This window comes from Aestuariicoccus sp. MJ-SS9 (assembly GCF_032586235.1).
Lineage (GTDB): Bacteria > Pseudomonadota > Alphaproteobacteria > Rhodobacterales > Rhodobacteraceae > Aestuariicoccus.
The window spans coordinates 125,137-143,327 of record NZ_JAWHTD010000004.1 but is presented as its reverse complement, the minus strand read 5'-3'; the positions used below and the strand labels follow the sequence as shown (position 1 = coordinate 143,327).

At 65.9% G+C, this 18,191-nt stretch carries 20 protein-coding genes; 12 read left to right on the top strand and 8 right to left on the bottom strand.

Annotated features, from left to right (window positions below; translation table 11 throughout):
- Positions 1-153: 153 nt before the first annotated feature.
- Positions 154-609: an Lrp/AsnC family transcriptional regulator gene (locus RXV88_RS04880; protein WP_316290982.1), complete on the bottom strand. Its 456-nt coding sequence runs from the start codon at positions 607-609 to the stop codon at positions 154-156.
- Positions 610-759: 150 nt separating this feature from the next.
- On the opposite strand from RXV88_RS04880, the gene cysG reads away from it, so the two are divergent.
- From cysG to infC, 7 genes are all read left to right on the top strand, one after another.
- On the top strand, positions 760-2,154 hold the full coding sequence (cysG, locus tag RXV88_RS04875; RefSeq protein ID WP_316290981.1) for a siroheme synthase CysG: 1,395 nt from the start codon (positions 760-762) through the stop codon (positions 2,152-2,154).
- Positions 2,154-2,468, top strand: a complete 315-nt coding sequence (locus RXV88_RS04870) for a DUF2849 domain-containing protein (protein ID WP_316290980.1) — start codon at positions 2,154-2,156, stop codon at positions 2,466-2,468. Before cysG ends, RXV88_RS04870 begins: the two co-directional genes overlap by 1 nt.
- A 63-nt stretch (positions 2,469-2,531) precedes the next feature.
- A complete protein-coding gene (locus tag RXV88_RS04865) occupies positions 2,532-4,202 on the top strand; it encodes a nitrite/sulfite reductase (RefSeq protein ID WP_316290979.1) in 1,671 nt (556 codons plus the stop codon).
- Positions 4,192-4,968, top strand: a complete 777-nt coding sequence (locus RXV88_RS04860) for a phosphoadenylyl-sulfate reductase (RefSeq protein WP_316290978.1) — start codon at positions 4,192-4,194, stop codon at positions 4,966-4,968. Before RXV88_RS04865 ends, RXV88_RS04860 begins: the two co-directional genes overlap by 11 nt.
- Positions 4,965-5,333 carry a DUF934 domain-containing protein gene (locus RXV88_RS04855; RefSeq protein ID WP_316290977.1) on the top strand — a complete coding sequence of 123 codons (369 nt, stop codon included), beginning with the start codon at positions 4,965-4,967 and terminating at the stop codon, positions 5,331-5,333. Before RXV88_RS04860 ends, RXV88_RS04855 begins: the two co-directional genes overlap by 4 nt.
- A 115-nt stretch (positions 5,334-5,448) precedes the next feature.
- Positions 5,449-6,309 (top strand): ferredoxin--NADP reductase, encoded by an 861-nt coding sequence (locus RXV88_RS04850; RefSeq protein WP_316290976.1) that lies wholly within the window; start codon positions 5,449-5,451, stop codon positions 6,307-6,309.
- 177 nt (positions 6,310-6,486) lie between these two features.
- Entirely contained in the window at positions 6,487-7,029 is a 543-nt protein-coding gene (infC, locus tag RXV88_RS04845; protein ID WP_410468802.1) for a translation initiation factor IF-3, read from the top strand.
- Between the two features lie 225 nt (positions 7,030-7,254).
- Here the strand turns inward: infC and RXV88_RS04840 are convergent, their stop codons facing one another.
- The 4 genes from RXV88_RS04840 to dksA all read right to left on the bottom strand — a co-directional run bounded on the left by RXV88_RS04840 (position 7,255) and on the right by dksA (position 10,972).
- A complete protein-coding gene (locus RXV88_RS04840) occupies positions 7,255-8,250 on the bottom strand; it encodes a molybdopterin-binding protein (protein ID WP_316290974.1) in 996 nt (331 codons plus the stop codon).
- On the bottom strand, positions 8,247-9,215 hold the full coding sequence (locus RXV88_RS04835) for an XdhC family protein (protein WP_316290973.1): 969 nt from the start codon (positions 9,213-9,215) through the stop codon (positions 8,247-8,249). The genes RXV88_RS04840 and RXV88_RS04835 overlap by 4 nt, the downstream gene beginning before the upstream one ends.
- Before the next feature lie 92 nt (positions 9,216-9,307).
- Complete coding sequence (locus RXV88_RS04830) at positions 9,308-10,477, bottom strand: FAD-dependent monooxygenase (RefSeq protein ID WP_316290972.1); 1,170 nt, start codon at positions 10,475-10,477, stop codon at positions 9,308-9,310.
- Positions 10,478-10,549: 72 nt separating this feature from the next.
- Positions 10,550-10,972: an RNA polymerase-binding protein DksA gene (dksA, locus tag RXV88_RS04825; RefSeq protein WP_316290971.1), complete on the bottom strand. Its 423-nt coding sequence runs from the start codon at positions 10,970-10,972 to the stop codon at positions 10,550-10,552.
- Between the two features lie 209 nt (positions 10,973-11,181).
- Between dksA and RXV88_RS04820 the strand changes: the two genes are divergently transcribed.
- The gene (locus RXV88_RS04820) at positions 11,182-12,024 is read left to right on the top strand and encodes a MoxR family ATPase (RefSeq protein WP_316291051.1); all 843 of its coding nucleotides are present in this window, start codon (positions 11,182-11,184) and stop codon (positions 12,022-12,024) included.
- On the opposite strand, the gene RXV88_RS04815 is transcribed toward RXV88_RS04820, so the two are convergent.
- Positions 12,021-12,338 (bottom strand): hypothetical protein, encoded by a 318-nt coding sequence (locus tag RXV88_RS04815; RefSeq protein WP_316290970.1) that lies wholly within the window; start codon positions 12,336-12,338, stop codon positions 12,021-12,023. The genes RXV88_RS04820 and RXV88_RS04815 overlap by 4 nt on opposite strands.
- A gap of 22 nt (positions 12,339-12,360) precedes the next feature.
- On the bottom strand, positions 12,361-12,690 hold the full coding sequence (locus RXV88_RS04810) for a hypothetical protein (RefSeq protein WP_316290969.1): 330 nt from the start codon (positions 12,688-12,690) through the stop codon (positions 12,361-12,363).
- A 362-nt stretch (positions 12,691-13,052) separates the two neighbouring features.
- On the opposite strand from RXV88_RS04810, the gene RXV88_RS04805 reads away from it, so the two are divergent.
- Genes RXV88_RS04805 through RXV88_RS04795 form a run of 3 tightly spaced genes read left to right on the top strand, consistent with a single transcriptional unit; the run spans position 13,053 to position 15,049 of the window.
- Positions 13,053-13,505, top strand: a complete 453-nt coding sequence (locus RXV88_RS04805; protein ID WP_316290968.1) for a GNAT family N-acetyltransferase — start codon at positions 13,053-13,055, stop codon at positions 13,503-13,505.
- A 3-nt stretch (positions 13,506-13,508) separates the two neighbouring features.
- Positions 13,509-14,885 (top strand): DUF2927 domain-containing protein, encoded by a 1,377-nt coding sequence (locus RXV88_RS04800; protein ID WP_316290967.1) that lies wholly within the window; start codon positions 13,509-13,511, stop codon positions 14,883-14,885.
- Positions 14,882-15,049, top strand: coding sequence for an apolipoprotein acyltransferase (locus RXV88_RS04795; protein ID WP_316290966.1), 168 nt, complete (start codon positions 14,882-14,884; stop codon positions 15,047-15,049). The genes RXV88_RS04800 and RXV88_RS04795 overlap by 4 nt, the downstream gene beginning before the upstream one ends.
- 435 nt (positions 15,050-15,484) lie before the next feature.
- On the opposite strand, the gene RXV88_RS04790 is transcribed toward RXV88_RS04795, so the two are convergent.
- The gene (locus RXV88_RS04790; protein WP_316290965.1) at positions 15,485-16,378 is read right to left on the bottom strand and encodes a proline dehydrogenase family protein; all 894 of its coding nucleotides are present in this window, start codon (positions 16,376-16,378) and stop codon (positions 15,485-15,487) included.
- Positions 16,379-16,755: 377 nt separating this feature from the next.
- Between RXV88_RS04790 and RXV88_RS04785 the strand changes: the two genes are divergently transcribed.
- Positions 16,756-17,937, top strand: a complete 1,182-nt coding sequence (locus RXV88_RS04785; protein ID WP_316290964.1) for a VWA domain-containing protein — start codon at positions 16,756-16,758, stop codon at positions 17,935-17,937.
- Positions 17,938-18,191: the final 254 nt, after the last annotated feature.

Genomic DNA, 18,191 nt, shown 5'->3' with positions numbered 1-18,191 from the left:
GAAAGCATGAGCCGCGCCCCCGTCTTCATCGATCCTCAAATATCCCCGCCGGAGGCAATCCCGCAGATGCCGCCAGGGCCATGGCCTGCATGACGCGTCACTCCGACTTTTGCGGAATGAAAGCGCGCGGTAGCGCTCCTTTTGACCGCCCGGTCAGAGGGGCAAGGCGGTGGTGGCCTTGATCTCTTCCATCGACAAAAGTGCTGTGACATTGTGCACTTTCACCTCCGAGATCAGCGCCTGATAGAAGGCGTCGTAGGCGCGCGCGTTTTTCACCCGGACCTTGAGGATATAGTCGATATCCCCCGCCAGCCGGTGCGCCTCCTGCACCTCGGGCCGGGCCTTGAGAGCCTTGAGGAACCGCGCCTGCCACTCGGCCTCGTGCTCGGAGGTGCGGATCAGCACGAAGAAGCAGGCCTCGAACCCCAGCGCCTCGGCGTCCAGCAGCACGGTCTGCGCGCCGATCACCCCGGCCTCGCGCAGCTTGCGGATGCGATTCCATACCGGCGTCTTCGAGGACCCCACGGATTTGGCGATTTCGTCCAGCGACTGGCTGGCGTCGCGTTGCAGCTCGGAAAGGATTTTTCGGTCGGTCTCGTCGATGCGCATCGGCTGTCCTTCGATCTTGGCGGCAGTGAAACAAATGCCTGCTTCGTGAGATCACTTAGAACATACGTTCTTGTTTTTCCAGACATCTGGATAAATTACAGAACAATATTCTAATTTAAAAACAAGAAATGCGTGTGAGAGGGCCGCGATATGAAACATTTTCCGATCTTCGTGGCGCTGGCCGGGCGCCGGGTGGTGCTCTCGGGCGGCGGCGGCGCGGCGCTGGCCAAGCTGCGGCTGCTGCTCAAGACCGAGGCGCATGTCACCGTCTTCGCCCCCGACCCCGCGCCCGAGATCGAGGCCTGGCACGCGCAAGGGCGGCTCACCCTACAGCGTCGTCGGATGGAGCCCGGCGACGCCACCTGCGCAGTGCTCTTCTACGCCGCCGATGAGGATCCGGTCGAGGATGCCCGCACCGCCGCGCTGGCCCGGGCCGACGGCGCGCTGGCCAATATCGTCGACAACCTGACCGACAGCCAGTTCATCACGCCCGCCATGGTCGACCGCGATCCGGTGACCGTCGCCATCGGCACCGAAGGCGCGGCCCCGGTGCTGGCCCGCGCCATCAAGGGCGATATCGAGGCGCGGCTGCCCGCAACGCTCGGCCGTCTCGCCCGCATCGGACAGGCCTTCCGTAAGGTGGCCGAGGCGCTGCCGATGGGCCGGGCGCGGCGTGCCTTCTGGTCGGAGTTCTATTTCAACGAGGGCCCCCGCGCACTGGCGCGGAGCGAGGAAGAAGCCCGCGAAACCCTCGACGATCTGCTCTCGCGCCATCTCGACGCCGCCGCGCGCCCGGGCCACGTGGCCTTTGTCGGCGCGGGCCCCGGCGATCCGGAGTTGCTGACCCTCAAGGCCCGCCGCGCGCTCGATACGGCGGACGTGGTGATCCACGACCGGCTGATCTCTCCGGCGATCCTCGAGCTGGCCCGGCGCGAGGCGGTTCTGATCGACGCTGGCAAGGAAGGCTTCGGCCCTTCGATGCAGCAGGCCGACATCAACGCGCTGATCGTCGAACATGCCCGGGCGGGCGCTCAGGTCGTGCGGCTGAAATCCGGTGACGCTACGGTCTTCGGCCGGCTCGACGAAGAGCTCGAGGCGGTGTCGGAGGCCGGGATCGGCTGGCACATCGTGCCCGGCATCACCTCGGCCTCCGCCGCGGTCGCCGGGATCGGCCAGAGCCTGACCAAACGCGGCCGCAACGCCGATCTGCGGCTGCTGACCGGCCACGACATGGAAGGTTTCGCCGATCACGACTGGCGCGGGCTCGCCCGGCCCGGCGCGGTGGCGGCGATCTACATGGGCAAGAAGGCGGCCCGGTTCATCCAGGGGCGGCTGATGATGCATGGCGCCGACCCTTCCACGCCGGTCACGGTGGTCGAGAACGCCTCGCGCCCAGATGAGCGCGTATTGGCGGCCACGCTGGCCAGCCTGCCCGCCGATCTCGGCGCGGCGCAGCTCTCCGGCCCCGCGATCGTTCTTTTCGGCCTCGCCCCGCGCCAGGCCCGATCCGCCATCGACAATCTGCAGACAGAGGAGCGCGCCTGATGCCCCAGATCTTCACCCCCAAGGTCGTGACCGCCAACGCCCTGATCGAAGGCGACGTGATCTATCTCGCCGAAGACGACAGCTGGACCCGCGATCTGGCCTGTGCCGAGGTGCTGAGCGACGAGGCCCACGCCCAGCTGCGCCTGCTCGACGCTGCGCGCCGCACCGCCGAGGCGGTGGGCGTCTACCTGGCCGACGTCCGGCCCGGCCCGCGCGGGCCCGAGCCCGCGCATTTCCGCGAGGATTTCCGCCGTAAGGGCCCCTCCAACCACTTTCACGGCAAACAGGCCAACGAGGCCGCCAAAAATCTTTGAAAGATTTTTGCCCGTTTTCTTTGCAAGAAAACGCCCCCCGGCCACAGCCAGAGGACAGACGAGATGTACCGCTACACCGATTTCGACGCCGCTTTCGTGGCAGAGCGTAACGCCCAATTCCGCCAGCAGGTGGCCCGCCGAATCGACGGGTCGCTGACCGAGGACGAATTCAAGCCGCTACGCCTGATGAACGGCCTCTATCTGCAGCTCCACGCTTATATGCTGCGCGTGGCCATCCCTTACGGCACGCTCAACGGCGCCCAGATGCGCCAGCTGGCCTATATCGCCGACCGCTGGGACAAGGGCTACGGCCATTTCACCACGCGCCAGAACATCCAGTTCAACTGGCCGACCCTCGGCGACGTGCCCGACATGCTCGACGCCTTGGCCGAGGTGCAGATGCACGCCATCCAGACCTCCGGCAACACCATCCGCAACGTCACCGCCGATCACTTCGCCGGCGCCGCCGCGGATGAAATCGCCGACCCCCGCCCCGTGGCCGAACTGATCCGGCAATGGTCCACCGACCACCCCGAATTCCAGTTCCTGCCGCGCAAGTTCAAGATCGCGGTCACCGGAAGCCCCAACGACCGCGCCGTCACCCGCGCGCACGATATCGGCCTGCGGATGGTGCGGCAGAACGGCCATGACGGTTTCGAGGTCATCGTAGGCGGCGGCCTCGGCCGCACGCCGATGATCGGCAAGGTGATCCGCGACTTCCTGCCGCGCGCCGACCTTCTGCCCTATCTCGAGGCCATCGTCAGCGTCTGGAACCTGCTGGGCCGGCGCGACAACAAGTACAAGGCGCGCATCAAGATCACCGTGCACGAGCACGGGCTCGAGGATATCCGCGCCCGCGTCGAGGCGCGCTTCGCCGAACTGCGCCCCGCCTTCACCGGGGTCGACCAGCAGATGCTGGCCGGGATCGAGGCGCAATTCGCCCCGCCCGCCTTCAAATCCGCGCCCACCGCCGGGTTCGAGAGCGCCTATGCCGCCGATCCGGTGTTCCGCGCCTGGGCCGACAGCAATCTCACCGCGCACCGTGCCCCCGGCTACGCCATTGCGCAGATCAGCCTCAAGGCGCACGGGGCCACGCCCGGCGACGCCACCTCCGACCAGATGCGCGTTCTGGCGGACCTGGCCGAACGCTTCGGTCATGACGAGCTGCGCATCAGCCACGAACAGAACGTCGTGCTGCCGCATGTGCACAAGAACGACCTGCCCGAGGTCCACGCCATCCTCAAGGCCCATGGCCTCGGCACCGCCAATATTGGCAAGATCAGCGACATCATCGCCTGCCCCGGCATGGATTACTGCGCTCTGGCCACCGCCCGCTCTATCCCCATCGCTCAGGAAATCGCCACCCGCTTCGAAGAGCTTCAGAACGAACACGACATCGGCGATCTCAAGATCAAGATCTCGGGCTGCATCAACGCTTGCGGGCATCACCACGTCGGCCACATCGGGATCCTGGGTCTCGACCGCGCCGGGGTCGAGAATTACCAGATCACCCTGGGCGGCGATCACACCGAACGTGCGGCGCTGGGCCAGCGCACCGGCCCGGGCTTTCCTGCCGACAGGATCGTCGGCGCGGTCGAGACCGTCGTCGAGACCTATCTCGGCATCCGCCGCGACCGCAGCGAAAGCTTCATCGACACCTTCCGCCGCACCGGCATGGCCCCGTTCAAGGCCGCACTCTACCCTGCGGCACGGGACGCCCGCGATGCTGCGTGACGCGCCCGACAGCCGCGAGGACGCCCGCAAGGGCGGACCGAGCACCGCCGACCTGCGCGCCCGCGCGGCCGCGCTGAACGCGCGGCTGCGCCATCACGGCGCGACCGACGTGCTGCGCGCTGCGCTCAAGGCGCCGGGCCTGGGCCGCATCGCCCTGGTGTCGAGCTTCGGCGCGGAGTCGGTGGCGCTTTTGCACCTCGCTTCGATGGTCGACCGCGACGTCCCGGTGATCTTCATCGACACCGAAATGCTCTTCACCGAAACGCTGGTCTACCAGCAAGAGCTCGCCGAACGCCTGCACCTGACCAACCTGCGGATCGTCACCGCCCCCGACGCCGCCGTTCGGGACCCGCGCAATAGCCTGCACAAGACCGACCCCGACGCCTGCTGCGCCCTGCGCAAGACGGAACCTCTGGCACGCGCCCTGCACGGATACGACGGCTGGATCACCGGCCGCAAACGCTACCAGTCCGGCAGCCGCGCAGCCCTCGACTTCTTCGAAGCCGACGACGCGACGGGCCTCATCAAGATCAACCCGCTGGCCCATTGGGCCGCCAGCGATGTGCGCGACTACATGGAGGAAAACCGCCTGCCCCGGCACCCGCTGGTGGCGCGCGGCTATCCTTCCATCGGCTGCGCCCCCTGCACCGCCCCCGTCGCCCCGGGCGAGGATCCCCGGTCAGGCCGCTGGCGCGGGCAGGACAAGGAAGAATGCGGCATCCATTTCGTGGACGGCCGCCTCGTCAGACAAGGACAGACCCCATGAGCATTCTCGTCACCGACACCGGCTTTGCGCCCGACGACTGGCGCGGCCCGATCCTCGATCTGGCCTCCGACACCGATCCCGACGCGCTCGACGGCGCGACCGACGCCGCGCTGATCCGCATCGCCTTTCCCTCCAGCGCCGACGGGCGCGGCTTCACGCTGGCGCGGCTCCTGCGCCTGCGCGGCTACCGCGGGCGGCTGCGCGCCGCGGGTCATGTGCTGGCCGATCAATACGCCATGGCCCGCCGCGCAGGTTTCGACGAGGTCGAGATCCCCGACGACCTCGCCGCCCGCCAACCGCAAGCGCAATGGGAATTCCGCGCCGACTGGCAGGCGCACGACTATCAGGCGCGCCTGCGCGGCTGACGACCCCCGCGCAACAGTGGCAACAGGGCGCGGCAGCCAATTGCCCCGCGCCCTTCCTTCTGACCCGGATCGAAGCTAGACCTAAGGAACCGGTGACATCCACCGGCAGTGAGACATGACAGAGTTGACCCCCGTGACCCAATCCACCGCCGCCGCGGCGACCCCGAAAAAGATGGTGCTGCCCGACGCGCAGACCGTGACCTCCGTGCAGCACTGGACCGACCGGCTGTTCTCGTTCCGGGTCACCCGGCCCGCCTCGCTGCGCTTCCGCTCGGGCGAGTTTGTGATGATCGGTCTGATGGGCGATCCCGACCCCAAAACCGGCAAACAGAAGCCGCTCCTGCGCGCCTATTCCATCGCCTCGCCCTCCTGGGACGACGAGCTGGAATTCTACTCGATCAAGGTGCAGGACGGCCCACTCACCAGCCGGCTGCAGCATATCCAGCCCGGCGACCAGATCATCCTGCGGCCCAAGCCCGTGGGCACGCTGGTGCATGACGCTTTGCTGCCGGGCCACAGGCTCTGGCTCTTCGCCACCGGCACCGGCATCGCGCCTTTCGCGTCGCTCCTGCGCGACCCGCAGACCTATCTCGATTATGACGAGCTCATCCTGACCCACACCTGCCGCGAGGTGGGCGAGCTGGCCTATGGCGCCGAACTGATCGAGACGATCCGCAGCGACGACATGCTGGCCGAGCTCATCGGGGCCGAGAACCTGGCCAAGCTGCGCTATTATCCCACCACCACCCGCGAAGAGAGCCCCAAGATGGGCCGCATCACCGACCTGATGCGCGACGGCACTGTCTTTGCCGATCTCGGCGTGCCGCCGCTGAAGGCGGACACGGACCGCGCCATGGTCTGCGGCAACCTCGCCTTCAACCTCGAAATCAAGGAGATGCTCGAAGGCTACGGGCTGCAGGAAGGCGCCAATTCCGACCCCAAGCATTACGTGGTGGAAAAAGCCTTCCTCGACTGACGCGCCCTCCACGCTCGGGGCAGCACCTCCTCGCCGGCCTCGCCGGCTCCTCGGCGCTGCCCCACGCTGGGAAAGCGGCAGGAAAAGCACGCGTTTGCACCGATTTGCCGCTTGAATCGAGGTCGGCCAAAGTTTACCGTGCGGCCTCGAACGTCCAACCATGCAAGGAACAAAACCATAGCCCGCAGACCTCACAACGCGCCGCCGACGCGCGACACCGGACCCCGCGTCAACGACCGTATCCGCGCCCCCGAAATACGCCTGATCGGCGCCGAGGGCGAGAATGTAGGCGTCGTCAGCCCCGCCCGCGCCCTCGAAATGGCCGAGGAAGCCGGGCTCGACCTTGTCGAGATTTCGCCCAACGCCACGCCGCCGGTCTGCAAGATCATGGATTACGGCAAGTTCAAATACGAACAGCAAAAGCGCGAATCCGAGGCCCGCAAAAAGCAGAAGACCATCGAGGTCAAAGAGGTCAAGTTCCGCCCCGGCACCGACACGCACGACTACGAGGTCAAGATGCGCAACGTGTTCAAGTTCCTGGAAAACGGCGACAAGGTAAAGATCACCCTGCGCTTCCGCGGCCGCGAGATGGCGCACCAGAACCTGGGGCGCGAATTGCTCGAACGCGTGGCCGAGGATACCAAGGAAATCGGCAAGGTGGAAAACTTCCCCAAGATGGAAGGCCGCCAGATGGTGATGATGATCGGGCCGGTCAAGTAACCGCGCGACATCGACGACACGACAGGGCGCCCACCGCGGCGCCCTTTTCTTTGGCCCGCGAGGACGCCCAACGGGCGGACCGAGCAAGCGCACCAACCAAGCGAGGACGCCCAGCGGGCGGACCGAGCGCTGCCTTAATTCCCCCTTAATAACCGTAAACAAATCAATAAGTTAAACGTCAATCTTCCTGTCCCAATGTTTCGCGCGCGAAACATATGGTCAGCGTCATTGACCTTTCTCCCGTGGCCGCGGCCGCGACGGCGGCTCCTTCAGCAGACCGCCAACACCCATCCCCATGATGTCCCCGGGCGTGACCGGGACACCGCAGAAAATCCGCTCCATCACCCAATCCGCACCGTTGAGCGCCGGCGACCGCGCGCAGCCCGGCAGACCGATCACCGGACGCCCCCGCAGATCGCCGAAAAAGAGCAGATTGCCGGGGTCCACCGGCATGCCGAAATGCGCCACCCTTCCGCCCGCGCGGCGCAAGGCTTCCGGCGCGACATCGTGCAGGTCCGACGTCGCCGAGCCGGTCAGAATCAGGATCGCCTCAGCCTCGGACCCGCCGATCGCCTCCGCCAGATCGTCTATCCTGTGCGCCACGACGCATTTCGGCCCCATCGCCACCCCCAGCCGGTCGAGCCGCGCGCGAATCGCGCGCTGGCCCTTGTCGCCGCTGTCGTCGTCCACCACCGTCTGGATCAGCTGCGCCGATCCCACCTCTACCGGCCGCACCCGCAGCGCGCCCGGCGCCGCGTCGCAGGCCGCCTGCACCGCCGCCTCGGGCACGGCATAGGAAATAATCTTCACAGTCGCGGCCATGGCGCGGGGCGCCATGCGCTGCCATTCGGGCAGCGTCGCCACCGTGATCATCGGATGCACCGCATTGACCGCGTTGATTTTTTCGGCGTCGACCTCCAGCACGCCCGGCACCAGACCGTGCAGGTTCACCCGCCCCGTCGCGGCCTTTCCCAGCCGCAGATGCGCCGCCCCCGAGTCGGGGACCAGCGCGCGGGCGAGCCGGTCTGCGGCGGCGTCTTCGGAAACGTCTCCGGGCTCCAGCCGGGCAACGGTGATCTCGGTCAGACCCGCGGCCTCCAGCGGGGCGATGTCCGCCGGCGACAGCACCTTGCCTTTGCGCAGCCTTCCGTCGGGGAGCGCCACCGAATGCGCCAGCACCGCGCCCACCGCCTGACCCAGCGGCACCGGCCCGAATTTCACGCGCCCTTCCTCAGCACGCGGGTCATCTCGGCCAGGATCGCCACTGCGATCTCGGCCGGCCCCGCCGCCCCGATGTCGAGCCCCACGGGCCCATGGATCTGCGCGATCTCTTCGGCGGTGAAGCCCGCCTGCGCCAGCCGCTCTACCCGTTTGGCATGGGTGCGCGTCGATCCCAGCGCACCGATGTAGAACACGCCCGAGCGCAGCGCGGCCTCGATGGCGGGGTCGTCGAGCTTGGGGTCGTGGGTCAGCAGCACAAGCGCCGTGCGCCCGTCCAGCCCAAGCTGCGTCACCGCCTCGTCCGGCCAGTCGTTGAGGATGCGTTCGCCGGGAAAGCGCGTCTCGGACCCGAAGGTTTCGCGCGGGTCGACCAGCACCGGATCGTAACCGGCGATCCGCGCCATGGGCACCAGCGCCTGGGCGATGTGCACCGCACCGACGACGATCAGGCGCAGCGGCGGGTTGTGGATCGCAACGAAGGTGCGGCTGTCCTCCTCGAACCCCGAGCGATCCATGCGAAAGCGCGTCTCATACCCGTCAAAGGCCAGGTGCCGCGCGCCGGTGGCAAGGTCGGCCACATAGGCCACGGGCCGCCGTTCGGCGCGCGCGGCCACCAGCTCGGCCAGCAGGTCTTCGGTCAGCGCGCCGCCGACCGGTTCCACCAGCACCCGGATCGTTCCGCCGCAGGCCAGGCCCACGGCAAAGGCGTCGTCGTCGCTGACGCCGAATTCCAGCTCGCGCGGCTTGCCGTCCTCCAGCGCCTCCAGCGCCTCGACGATCACCGCGCCCTCGACGCAGCCGCCCGACACCGAGCCCTCGATCGCCGCCTCGCCCGAGATCGCCAGCTGCGACCCGACGCGGCGCGGCGCGCTGCCCCAGGTCTGGGTCACGGTGGCCAGAACGGCGCCCTTGCCCGCGCGGTGCCAGGCCAGCGCGGTTTCCGGTATCTCGTCGAAACGGTCCATGTGGTGTCCTCCCCCTGCGCCCTCAGTGTCTAGCACAAAGCCGCGCGTTGTCGCCCCCTGCGAAGGTCGGGCGCGGCGTCCTCAAGATCAGGTTAACGCACCGCGCGGGTGACGTCATAGCCATAGAGCCAATCGAATTGCCCCAGCATCCGCCCCGGGGCGACACGGCCCAGAACCCCCAGCCCCAGATGCGCCGCGCCGCGCACCAGCGGGTTGCGCAGGTGGTATTTCCAGGCGTTGCCATTGGCCACCGCGATCACCCGCGCCACGCGGTCGCGGCGCAGCGCCTGATAGCGCGGCAGGCCGGCCTCGATCCCGTCGGCGTCCAGACAGGCGGCAAGCGCCCAGGCGTCTTCCAGCGCCATGTTGGCGCCCTGCGCCAGAAAGGGCAGCGTCGGATGCGCGGCGTCGCCCAGAAGCGCCAGCCGCCCGCCCTGCCAGACCCGCGCCACCGGATGCCGGAAGAGGCCCCAGAGCCCGGGATCGTGCACCTGAGCCAGCAGCGCGGGCACGTCGCCGCCAAAGCCCGCGAAGGCCGCGCGCAGGTTGTCCGGGTGGTCGCGATGCGCCCAGCCTTCGGCGACCCAGCCCTCGCGCTCTTCGACCGCCACCAGGTTGACCGCGCCGCCGTCGCGCAAGGGATAGCTGACCAGATGCCGCCCCGGCCCCATATGCACCCGCGCCTCCGGCGGATGACCTGTCACGTTGGGCACGATCGCCCGCCAGGCCACCTGCCCTGTGAAGAACGGGCTGTCGCCGCCGTTGAGCGCGATGCGGGCGGCGGAATGCAGACCGTCGGCGCCGATCACCAGATCGGCGGTGAGCGACTCGTCAGTGTCGAGCACGACGCGGCCCTCCTGCCCGACCCGCACGACCCTTTGCGAGAGGCGGACCTCGACGCCCGCGTCGCGCACCGCATCGGCCAGAAGCGCGATCAGATCGGCGCGGTGGACGAAGAGATAGGCCTGATCCGGCGGCAGGCGGTTCAAGTCGAGCCGCAGCACCTCGGCCCCGCGACGGTAATCGCGCAGGCTGACGGCGCGGCCCTGGACCGACCCGGCGCGCAGGGTGCCCGCCAACCCAAGTGCCTCGATCACGCGCAGGCCGTTCGGGCTGATCTGGAGCCCCGCGCCCACCTCGCGTAATGCCTCGGCCTGTTCCAGCACCGTGACCTCGGCACCGCGCTGGCGCAGCGCCAGCGCCGCCGTAAGCCCGCCAATCCCGCCGCCGACCACCAGCACCCGCTGACCGTGCATATTCATCCGCCTTTCAGACATGAAAACGCCGGGGCGATGGCCCCGGCGCAGCGTTCAAAGAGACCTTCGGCCACCGGATCAATCGTCGCGGTGGACCTTTTCGCGGCGCTCGTGGCGTTCCTGCGCCTCGAGCGTCATGGTGGCGATGGGGCGCGCGTCCAGACGCTTGAGGCTGATGGGTTCGCCGGTCCGTTCGCAATAGCCATACTCGCCCTCGTCGATGCGGCGCAGGGCGGCGTCGATCTTGGCCACGAGCTTGCGCTGACGGTCGCGGGTCCGCAGTTCCAGCGCGCGGTCGGTTTCCTCGCTCGCGCGGTCGGTGACGTCGGGGATATTGCGGGTGGCCTCTTGCAGGCCTTCGATGGTGTCGCGGCTGTCGGCGAGCAGTTCGCTCCTCCAGTCGAGCAGTTTGCGGCGGAAATATTCGAGCTGACGCTCGTTCATGAACGGTTCGTCTTCGGCTGGACTGTAATTGTCCGGAAGAAAGGATTCAGCTTTCATTTCGGTTCCCTTGTTCACGCCGATATCCCCCATGGCATTTCCCTTAGATATCTGGCACCCCTGAGCGCAGGACTTAACCGAACCCCTATGGGTTGTCACTACACAATACGGGCCTTTCATGGCCTTTTCGCGGCTTCGGCAACATCACCTAGCCCTTTGCCGCGACAGGAAAACCTTTGCCGACGCGCAAAAGGACGGGAATGGACGATATGAGATTCGAAGGCACCGACAGCTATGTCGCAACGGAAGACCTGACCATGGCCGTGAACGCAGCCGTCACGCTGGAACGGCCGCTTTTGGTCAAGGGCGAACCGGGCACCGGAAAGACCGAGCTGGCGCGCCAGGTGGCCGCCAGTCTGGACCTGCCGATGATCGAATGGAACGTGAAATCCACCACCCGCGCGCAGCAGGGGCTTTACGAATACGACGCGGTCAGCCGCCTGCGCGACAGCCAGCTGGGCGATGAGCGGGTCAACGACGTGCGCAACTACATCCGCAAGGGAAAGTTGTGGCAGGCTTTCGAGGCGGACGGAAAGGTCGTGCTGCTGATCGACGAGGTCGACAAGGCCGATATCGAGTTCCCCAACGACCTGCTGCAGGAACTCGACCGGATGGAGTTTCACGTCTACGAGACCGGCGAAACGATCCGCGCGCGCCATCGCCCCATCGTCATCATCACCTCGAACAACGAGAAAGAGCTGCCCGACGCCTTCCTGCGGCGGTGCTTTTTCCACTACATCCGCTTTCCCGATGCCGACACGCTGCGCCGCATTGTCGAGGTGCATCACCCCGGCATCAAGGAACAGCTGCTGACCACGGCGCTGACCCAGTTCTACGAGCTGCGCGAGCAGCCGGGGCTGAAGAAAAAGCCCTCGACCTCCGAGGTGCTGGACTGGCTGAAACTGCTGCTGGCCGAGGATCTGAGCCCCGAGGATCTGAAACGCGACGGGGCCAACGCCCTGCCCAAGCTGCACGGCGCGCTGCTCAAGAACGAGCAGGACGTGCATCTCTTCGAACGTCTGGCCTTCATGGCGCGGCGGCAGGGTCGCTAGGGTTTGACCAGAACCGAAATCACCCGCGTGACGATTTCGATATCTACATCAGACCTCTGAGCGATGTCACCTAAATCGAGGTCTTCGGGAACCCGAGTAACAAGTGACCTTGCATCTGGGTCAATGAAGAGGTCGTCACGCCGGCTTTCGGGATCGACGACCGCGACCGAGTCTGGCGCTTCGGAGCGCTTGTCGTGCGATGGCGTGGGTTCGCCCATGACGCCATCGGACGTCTGCGCAATCGCCGCCAGTTGCGTCAGTGCACGCCTGAGCTGCGCGTCCTTGCCGATTGATATGTACTCTTCGAGGTCCATGCCCGACGCTCCTTATCCGGGATCACATCCCGGACGCACCCCTTATCATATCCAGCAAGCCCAACCTTTTCAAATTCTCTTCCAGCGGGTCATCCGGGTCGGGAGGACGAAGCACCGCAATGGTCACCACAAGAGAGGCATTGTCGCGCGTCAGAACGAATGCGACGTCGAAGCCCGACAGCTCTCTGATACGCACGTTGCCGGCGTGGCGGTCGCGCGGCGAAACAGGAAGGTCTGAAAGGTTCCGGGCAATTGCTTCGACGATGTCGGGAGGGACGCGGAAAAGAGCGATGTCCAACTCGGCGGTCTCGGTCGTATCGACGAATACCCGCACCCCGCGATTTCTGATCATACGATATGGCACCAATTCCTAGCGAACGCGACACCATACACCGTGCGACGCGTCCGATCACGTCACCACACCCTGCATATTTCACGCTCCAATCGCAACGATCGCGCCGCAAATCCGCCATTGTTTGCGGTGCGGCACAAATCGGCGGCGCCCGCCAGGTGCCCCGGTTGTTGCGTTTCTGCACGATCCAACCTGCTGATTTCGTGTGATTATCCGTAACGCCGCAGGGGCCGTGGGAAAAATCGGCGGGGGGTGCTGCGCCCCATACCCAGACTTCTCGCTTTTGCCCTATACTGTCCGCACGGAGGCCAGAAAAATCACGGATGACTGGACCGTCCGAAACGAGCAGGCAGGCTTGATCAGTGTCCCAACCCGATGTAACCGTGCGCGCGTTGCGTGCCGAAGATAAAGAGGCATGGCGCGAATTGTGGAAGGCCTATCTGGCCTTTTACGAAACCACGGTGCCGGACGAGGTCTATGACAGCACGTTCGACCGTCTGCTGGGCGACGATCCGCGCGACTTCAACGCGCTGGTGGCCGAAAGCGGCGGGGCGCTTGTGGGGCTGACGCATTACCTTTTCCACCGTCATGCCTGGAAGATCGAAGAGGTCTGCTATCTGCAGGATCTCTACGCCGCGCCCGAGGTCCGGGGGCTGGGGGTCGGGCGCAAGCTGATCGAGGCGGTCTATGCCGAGGCCGACCGCCACGGCGCGCCCACGGTCTACTGGCTGACGCAGGATTTCAACGAAACCGCCCGCAGGCTTTACGACCGCATCGGCGCTCTGACGCCCTTCATCAAGTATCAGAGGGGCTGAGCCATGCGCCGTGTGTTTCTTCCGCTGTGCCTGGTGCTGAGCGCCTGCACGCCCATCGCCAGCGACGACACCCCCACCCGCGCCGCGTCGATCGTGGCCCAGAGCAGCCTGCCGCCGGTCAAGACCTTCGCCGTGCCGCGCCCAGAGGCCCCGGTGGCCTCGAACGCCGATATCGCGCGCGACTTTCTCGACCTGGCGTTCTCGCTGGAATCGGGGCGCCAGCTGGGTTGGCTGACCCGCTTCGAGGGGCCGATTTCGGTGCGCGTGACGGGCAGCCCGCCCGCCACCCTGCCCGCCGATCTAGACCGGCTGCTGCACCGGCTGCGCAACGAGGCCGGGATCAACATCGGCCTGACCGCCAGGCCCGAGGCCAATGTCACCATCGCCGCCATCCCCCGCGCCGAGATCCGCCGCGATCTGCCGCAGGCCGCCTGTTTCGTCGTGCCCAACGTCAGTTCCTTGTCGGAATACCGCAAGGCGCGGCGCAGCACGCGGGTGAACTGGTCGCGGCTGCAATCGCGCGAGCGGGTGGCGATCTTCCTGCCTGGCGACGCCAGCCCGCAAGAGGTGCGCGACTGCCTGCACGAGGAGCTGGCGCAGGCGCTGGGGCCTCTGAACGACCTTTACCGGCTCGCCGACAGTGTCTTTAACGACGACAATGTGCATACGGTGCTGACCGGCTTCGACATGCTGATCCTGCGCGCCTATTACGACCCGGCGCTGCGCAACGGCATGACCCGGGCCGAGGTCGCCGACCGCCTGCCCGGCATCCTCGCGCGGATCAACCCGGACGGACAGGACAGGCCCGCGCAGCGCCTGTCGCGGACCCCGCGCGCCTGGATCGACGCGGTGCAGACCGCGCTCGGCCCCGGCGCCAAGCCCGCCGAACGCCGGCGCGCCGCCGCCGAGGCGCTGCGCCTGGCCACGACCCAGGGTTGGACCGATCACCGCCGGGGGTTCTCTCATTACGCCATGGGGCGGCTCTTGCAGGCCGGCGATCCCGAGGGCGCGCAGGACCAGTTCATCCTCGCGCAGCGCTATTTCGGCAGCGGCCCACAGACCGCGCTGCACCGCGCCTATGTGGCCGCGCAGCTGGCCGCCTATGCCATCGCCGCCAACCGGGGCGAGGCCGCCCTGCGGATGCTGGCCGCCCATGTGGACACCGCAGCCAAGCACGAGAACGCCGCGCTGCTAGCGACGCTGATGTTGCTGCGCGCCGAGGCGCTGGAGCTGACCGGCCAGGTCAGCGAAGGCCGGCAGGTGCGGATGGACTCTCTGGGCTGGGCGCGCTACGGCTTCGGCCCGGAATGGGCGGTGCGCGCCAAGCTGCGCGAGATCGCCTCGCTGAACCCGCTGAAACGGAGACTTGGGTCCCTATGATCGTAATCGCCGCCGCCCTTCTCGGCGCCGTCATCGGCGGCATGACCGCCAAACGCCGCAAAGGCAGCACCGCCGACATCGCCCAATACGCCACGGGCTACGGCATCGCCTTTGCCCTTTTGGGCCTGATCGTCACGATCGTCATCGACAAGGCGGTGCTGTAGGGCGGGATGGCGGACCCTCAGCCGGTGTCGTGAGCACGCCATCGGATCGGCCCGCCCTTTTCATTGCCGCAGGCGCGAACGGCACGGTCCGAGCAGCGGCGTTCGGGGGGTGTCGGACATCTCAATCCAGCCGCCGTCGTTCGGCGGCGAAACCCGTCCGCCGGCAGGCACCCCCAATCGCCGCCCTCCTCGACGACACGACCGCCAAACGCCGCAAAGGCAGCCGCGCCCACATCGCCCAATACGCCACGGGCTAAGCCCTCTTGGGCCTGATCGCCAAGATTTTCATCGACAGGGCGGTGTTGTAGGCGGGTGGGTGTCGGTCGTTCTATTACGGCCCAAAACGACTGTCAGTGCCCGCGTCCGCGAACGACTGCCACGAGCCCAGAATGACGAATGCCGCGCGAAGTACGAAGCACAGCTTTCTTGCGCTGGCTAACTCGCCAGAGATCGCGCCAAGAGTACGGCATTGGCTGGATTTTCACCCAATCTACGCGCGGCGTGCGGCCACCAGTCTCGGCCGAATGGAACATACAGACGCACACGCTCCCCGTTTTCGGAAAGGCGCTTGGCGACATCTTCACGAACCCCGAGAAGCATCTCAAACTCGTAAGATCCGGGCTTCCAGCCATTGCGCCGCGCTTGCGCGATCGCAAAGTCATGCAGGCGCGTATCATGGGTTGCGATAATGGGGTAGAACCCGGCCTCTCTTGCCTCTTGGGACAGCATCATAGCTATCAGCTTGCGGGAGTTATCCTTGATTTCGTTGGTGCTCTGAAACGCAAGCTCGGACCCCGCAGCAAACGCGCCCTTAACCAGTCGCACCCGGCTCCCCCGCGCGATTTGCGCCGCAAGATCGGCCTCCGTGCGGTAAAGGTAGGCTTGCAGCGTCAAGGCAACGGGAAACCCCTCATTCTGGAGCTTGTTGTGAATGGCGATGGTCGGATCGTTGAGCGAAGCGTCTTCCATATCGAACATAAGGCAATTCACGCCATCGGTTTTGTTGCCGATAGCGTCCTTGATTGTCCGGGCAATCCGGTAAGCACGATCTTCAACGAGTGCAGGGTCGATATGATGGCCAATCTGCGTGGGATCGACGGATATATGAATATCAAGCGCGTGGTCTCGGAGCGCTTCGGCGACCTTGACCTTGTTTTCGACATTCTGCGCAACCAGATCGAGCGTATCGACATACTCACCCATGTAAAACAATGAGCTTCGAATACCGCAGTCCTGGAGCAAAGTGAGGGCGCGCTCTACGCCTTGGGCTTCGCTTTCGCCGGCAACATATTTGCCTCGCAAAAATGAAGTTGCGCGTGAGGTCTGCATGAAATGTTTGGCGCGTTTTGATCGCGCCAACGAAATCATGCCTTTTTGCCAAGTGTTCCTAAACATTTTAACACCTATCTTTAGTCTCAGGGCGGTCTAACAATTTTTCGAAGCGTTCGACAACCGGAAGCAGACGCTCGCTCCAGAACCCTCAACGGCAGCGAAATCCCGCAGATGCGACCTTCGTGGTGCGCGCAGAGCCCGCCCTCCCGCCCAGTCGCAATCGCCATGACGATCGCGACGTCCGGCCCATTCCGCCCATCGCCGATTGGCTTGGGGCGTCGGCCCCGGGGCACATCCGGCACCGCGAAAAGAGCCGCGGCAAGGACCGCACAAACCCCCTTAAGCTCCCCAACGATACGCGCTACACCTGACCCATGTTCGTGCCCTTCTTCGATAATCTGCGCAAAGCCTCGGTGCCGGTCAGCCTGCGGGAATACCTTACCTTTCTCGAAGGGATGGGGGCGGGGTTGGCGACCTATGATGTGGAGGGGTTTTATTACCTCGCCCGCGCGGCGATGGTGAAGGACGAGCGGCATATCGACCGGTTCGACCGCGCCTTTGCCGAGACCTTCAAAGGGCTGGAGCATATCCAGCTCGACCAGGTGCTGGAGGCGGTGAACCTGCCCGCGGACTGGCTGAAAAAGATGGCCGAAAAGCATCTGAGCCCCGAGGAACAGGCCGAGATCGAGGCGCTTGGCGGGTTCGACAAGCTGATGGAGACGCTGAAAGAGCGGCTGAAGGAACAGCAGGGACGGCATCAGGGCGGCTCGAAGTGGATCGGGACGGCGGGGACCTCGCCTTTCGGCGCCTATGGCTACAACCCCGAGGGCGTGCGCATCGGGCAGGACGAAAGCCGCCACCAGCGCGCGGTCAAGGTCTGGGACAAGCGCGAGTTCCGCAATCTCGACGACAGCGTCGAGCTGGGCACGCGCAACATCAAGGTGGCGCTGAAACGGCTGCGCAACTGGGCGCGCGAGGGGGCGGAGGATGAGCTTGACCTCGACGGCACGATCCGCGCGACGGCCGAGCATGGCTATCTCGACGTCAAGATGCGGCCCGAGCGGCACAATGCGGTGAAGGTGCTGCTGTTTCTCGACGTGGGCGGCAGCATGGATCCGCATATCAAGGTGGTCGAAGAGCTGTTCTCGGCGGCGCGGGCCGAATTCAAGCATCTGGAATATTACTATTTCCACAATTGCCTTTACGAAGGCGTCTGGCGCGACAACCGCCGCCGCTACGATCAGCAGACCCCGACGATGGAGGTGCTGCGCACCTACGGGTCTGATTACAAGTGCATCTTTGTTGGGGATGCGTCGATGTCGCCTTACGAGATCGCCTATCCAGGGGGCGCCAACGAGCATTGGAACGCCGAGGCCGGGCAGGTCTGGCTGCAGCGCGCGCGCGACCAGTGGCCCGATCATCTGTGGATCAACCCGCTGCCCGAGCGGCATTGGCAATACACCCAGAGCATCGGCATGATCCAGGAGATCTTTGAAGAGCGCATGGTGCCGATGACGCTGGAGGGGCTGACGCGGGGCATGAAGGCGCTGACCTGAACACAGAGCGCCCGGTCAGACGAACCTGCACGCCCCGAGACGAGGGTCGCGGTCTTGCCCGGAATGCGGCGCGTTCTCCGGGAAACCTCTGAGAATGCCCCCCGCCCTTAGGCAGCGTCTGCCGTCTGCGACGGCGTGGGTCACCGCATCAGGCTGACGGGCCTTAATCGTGACCCGGAACCGAACGGGGTTTCCCAGACCGCCATGCGCGGGACATCGACGGTCTGGGTTTCGGTCGTGAAGGTATCGACCCC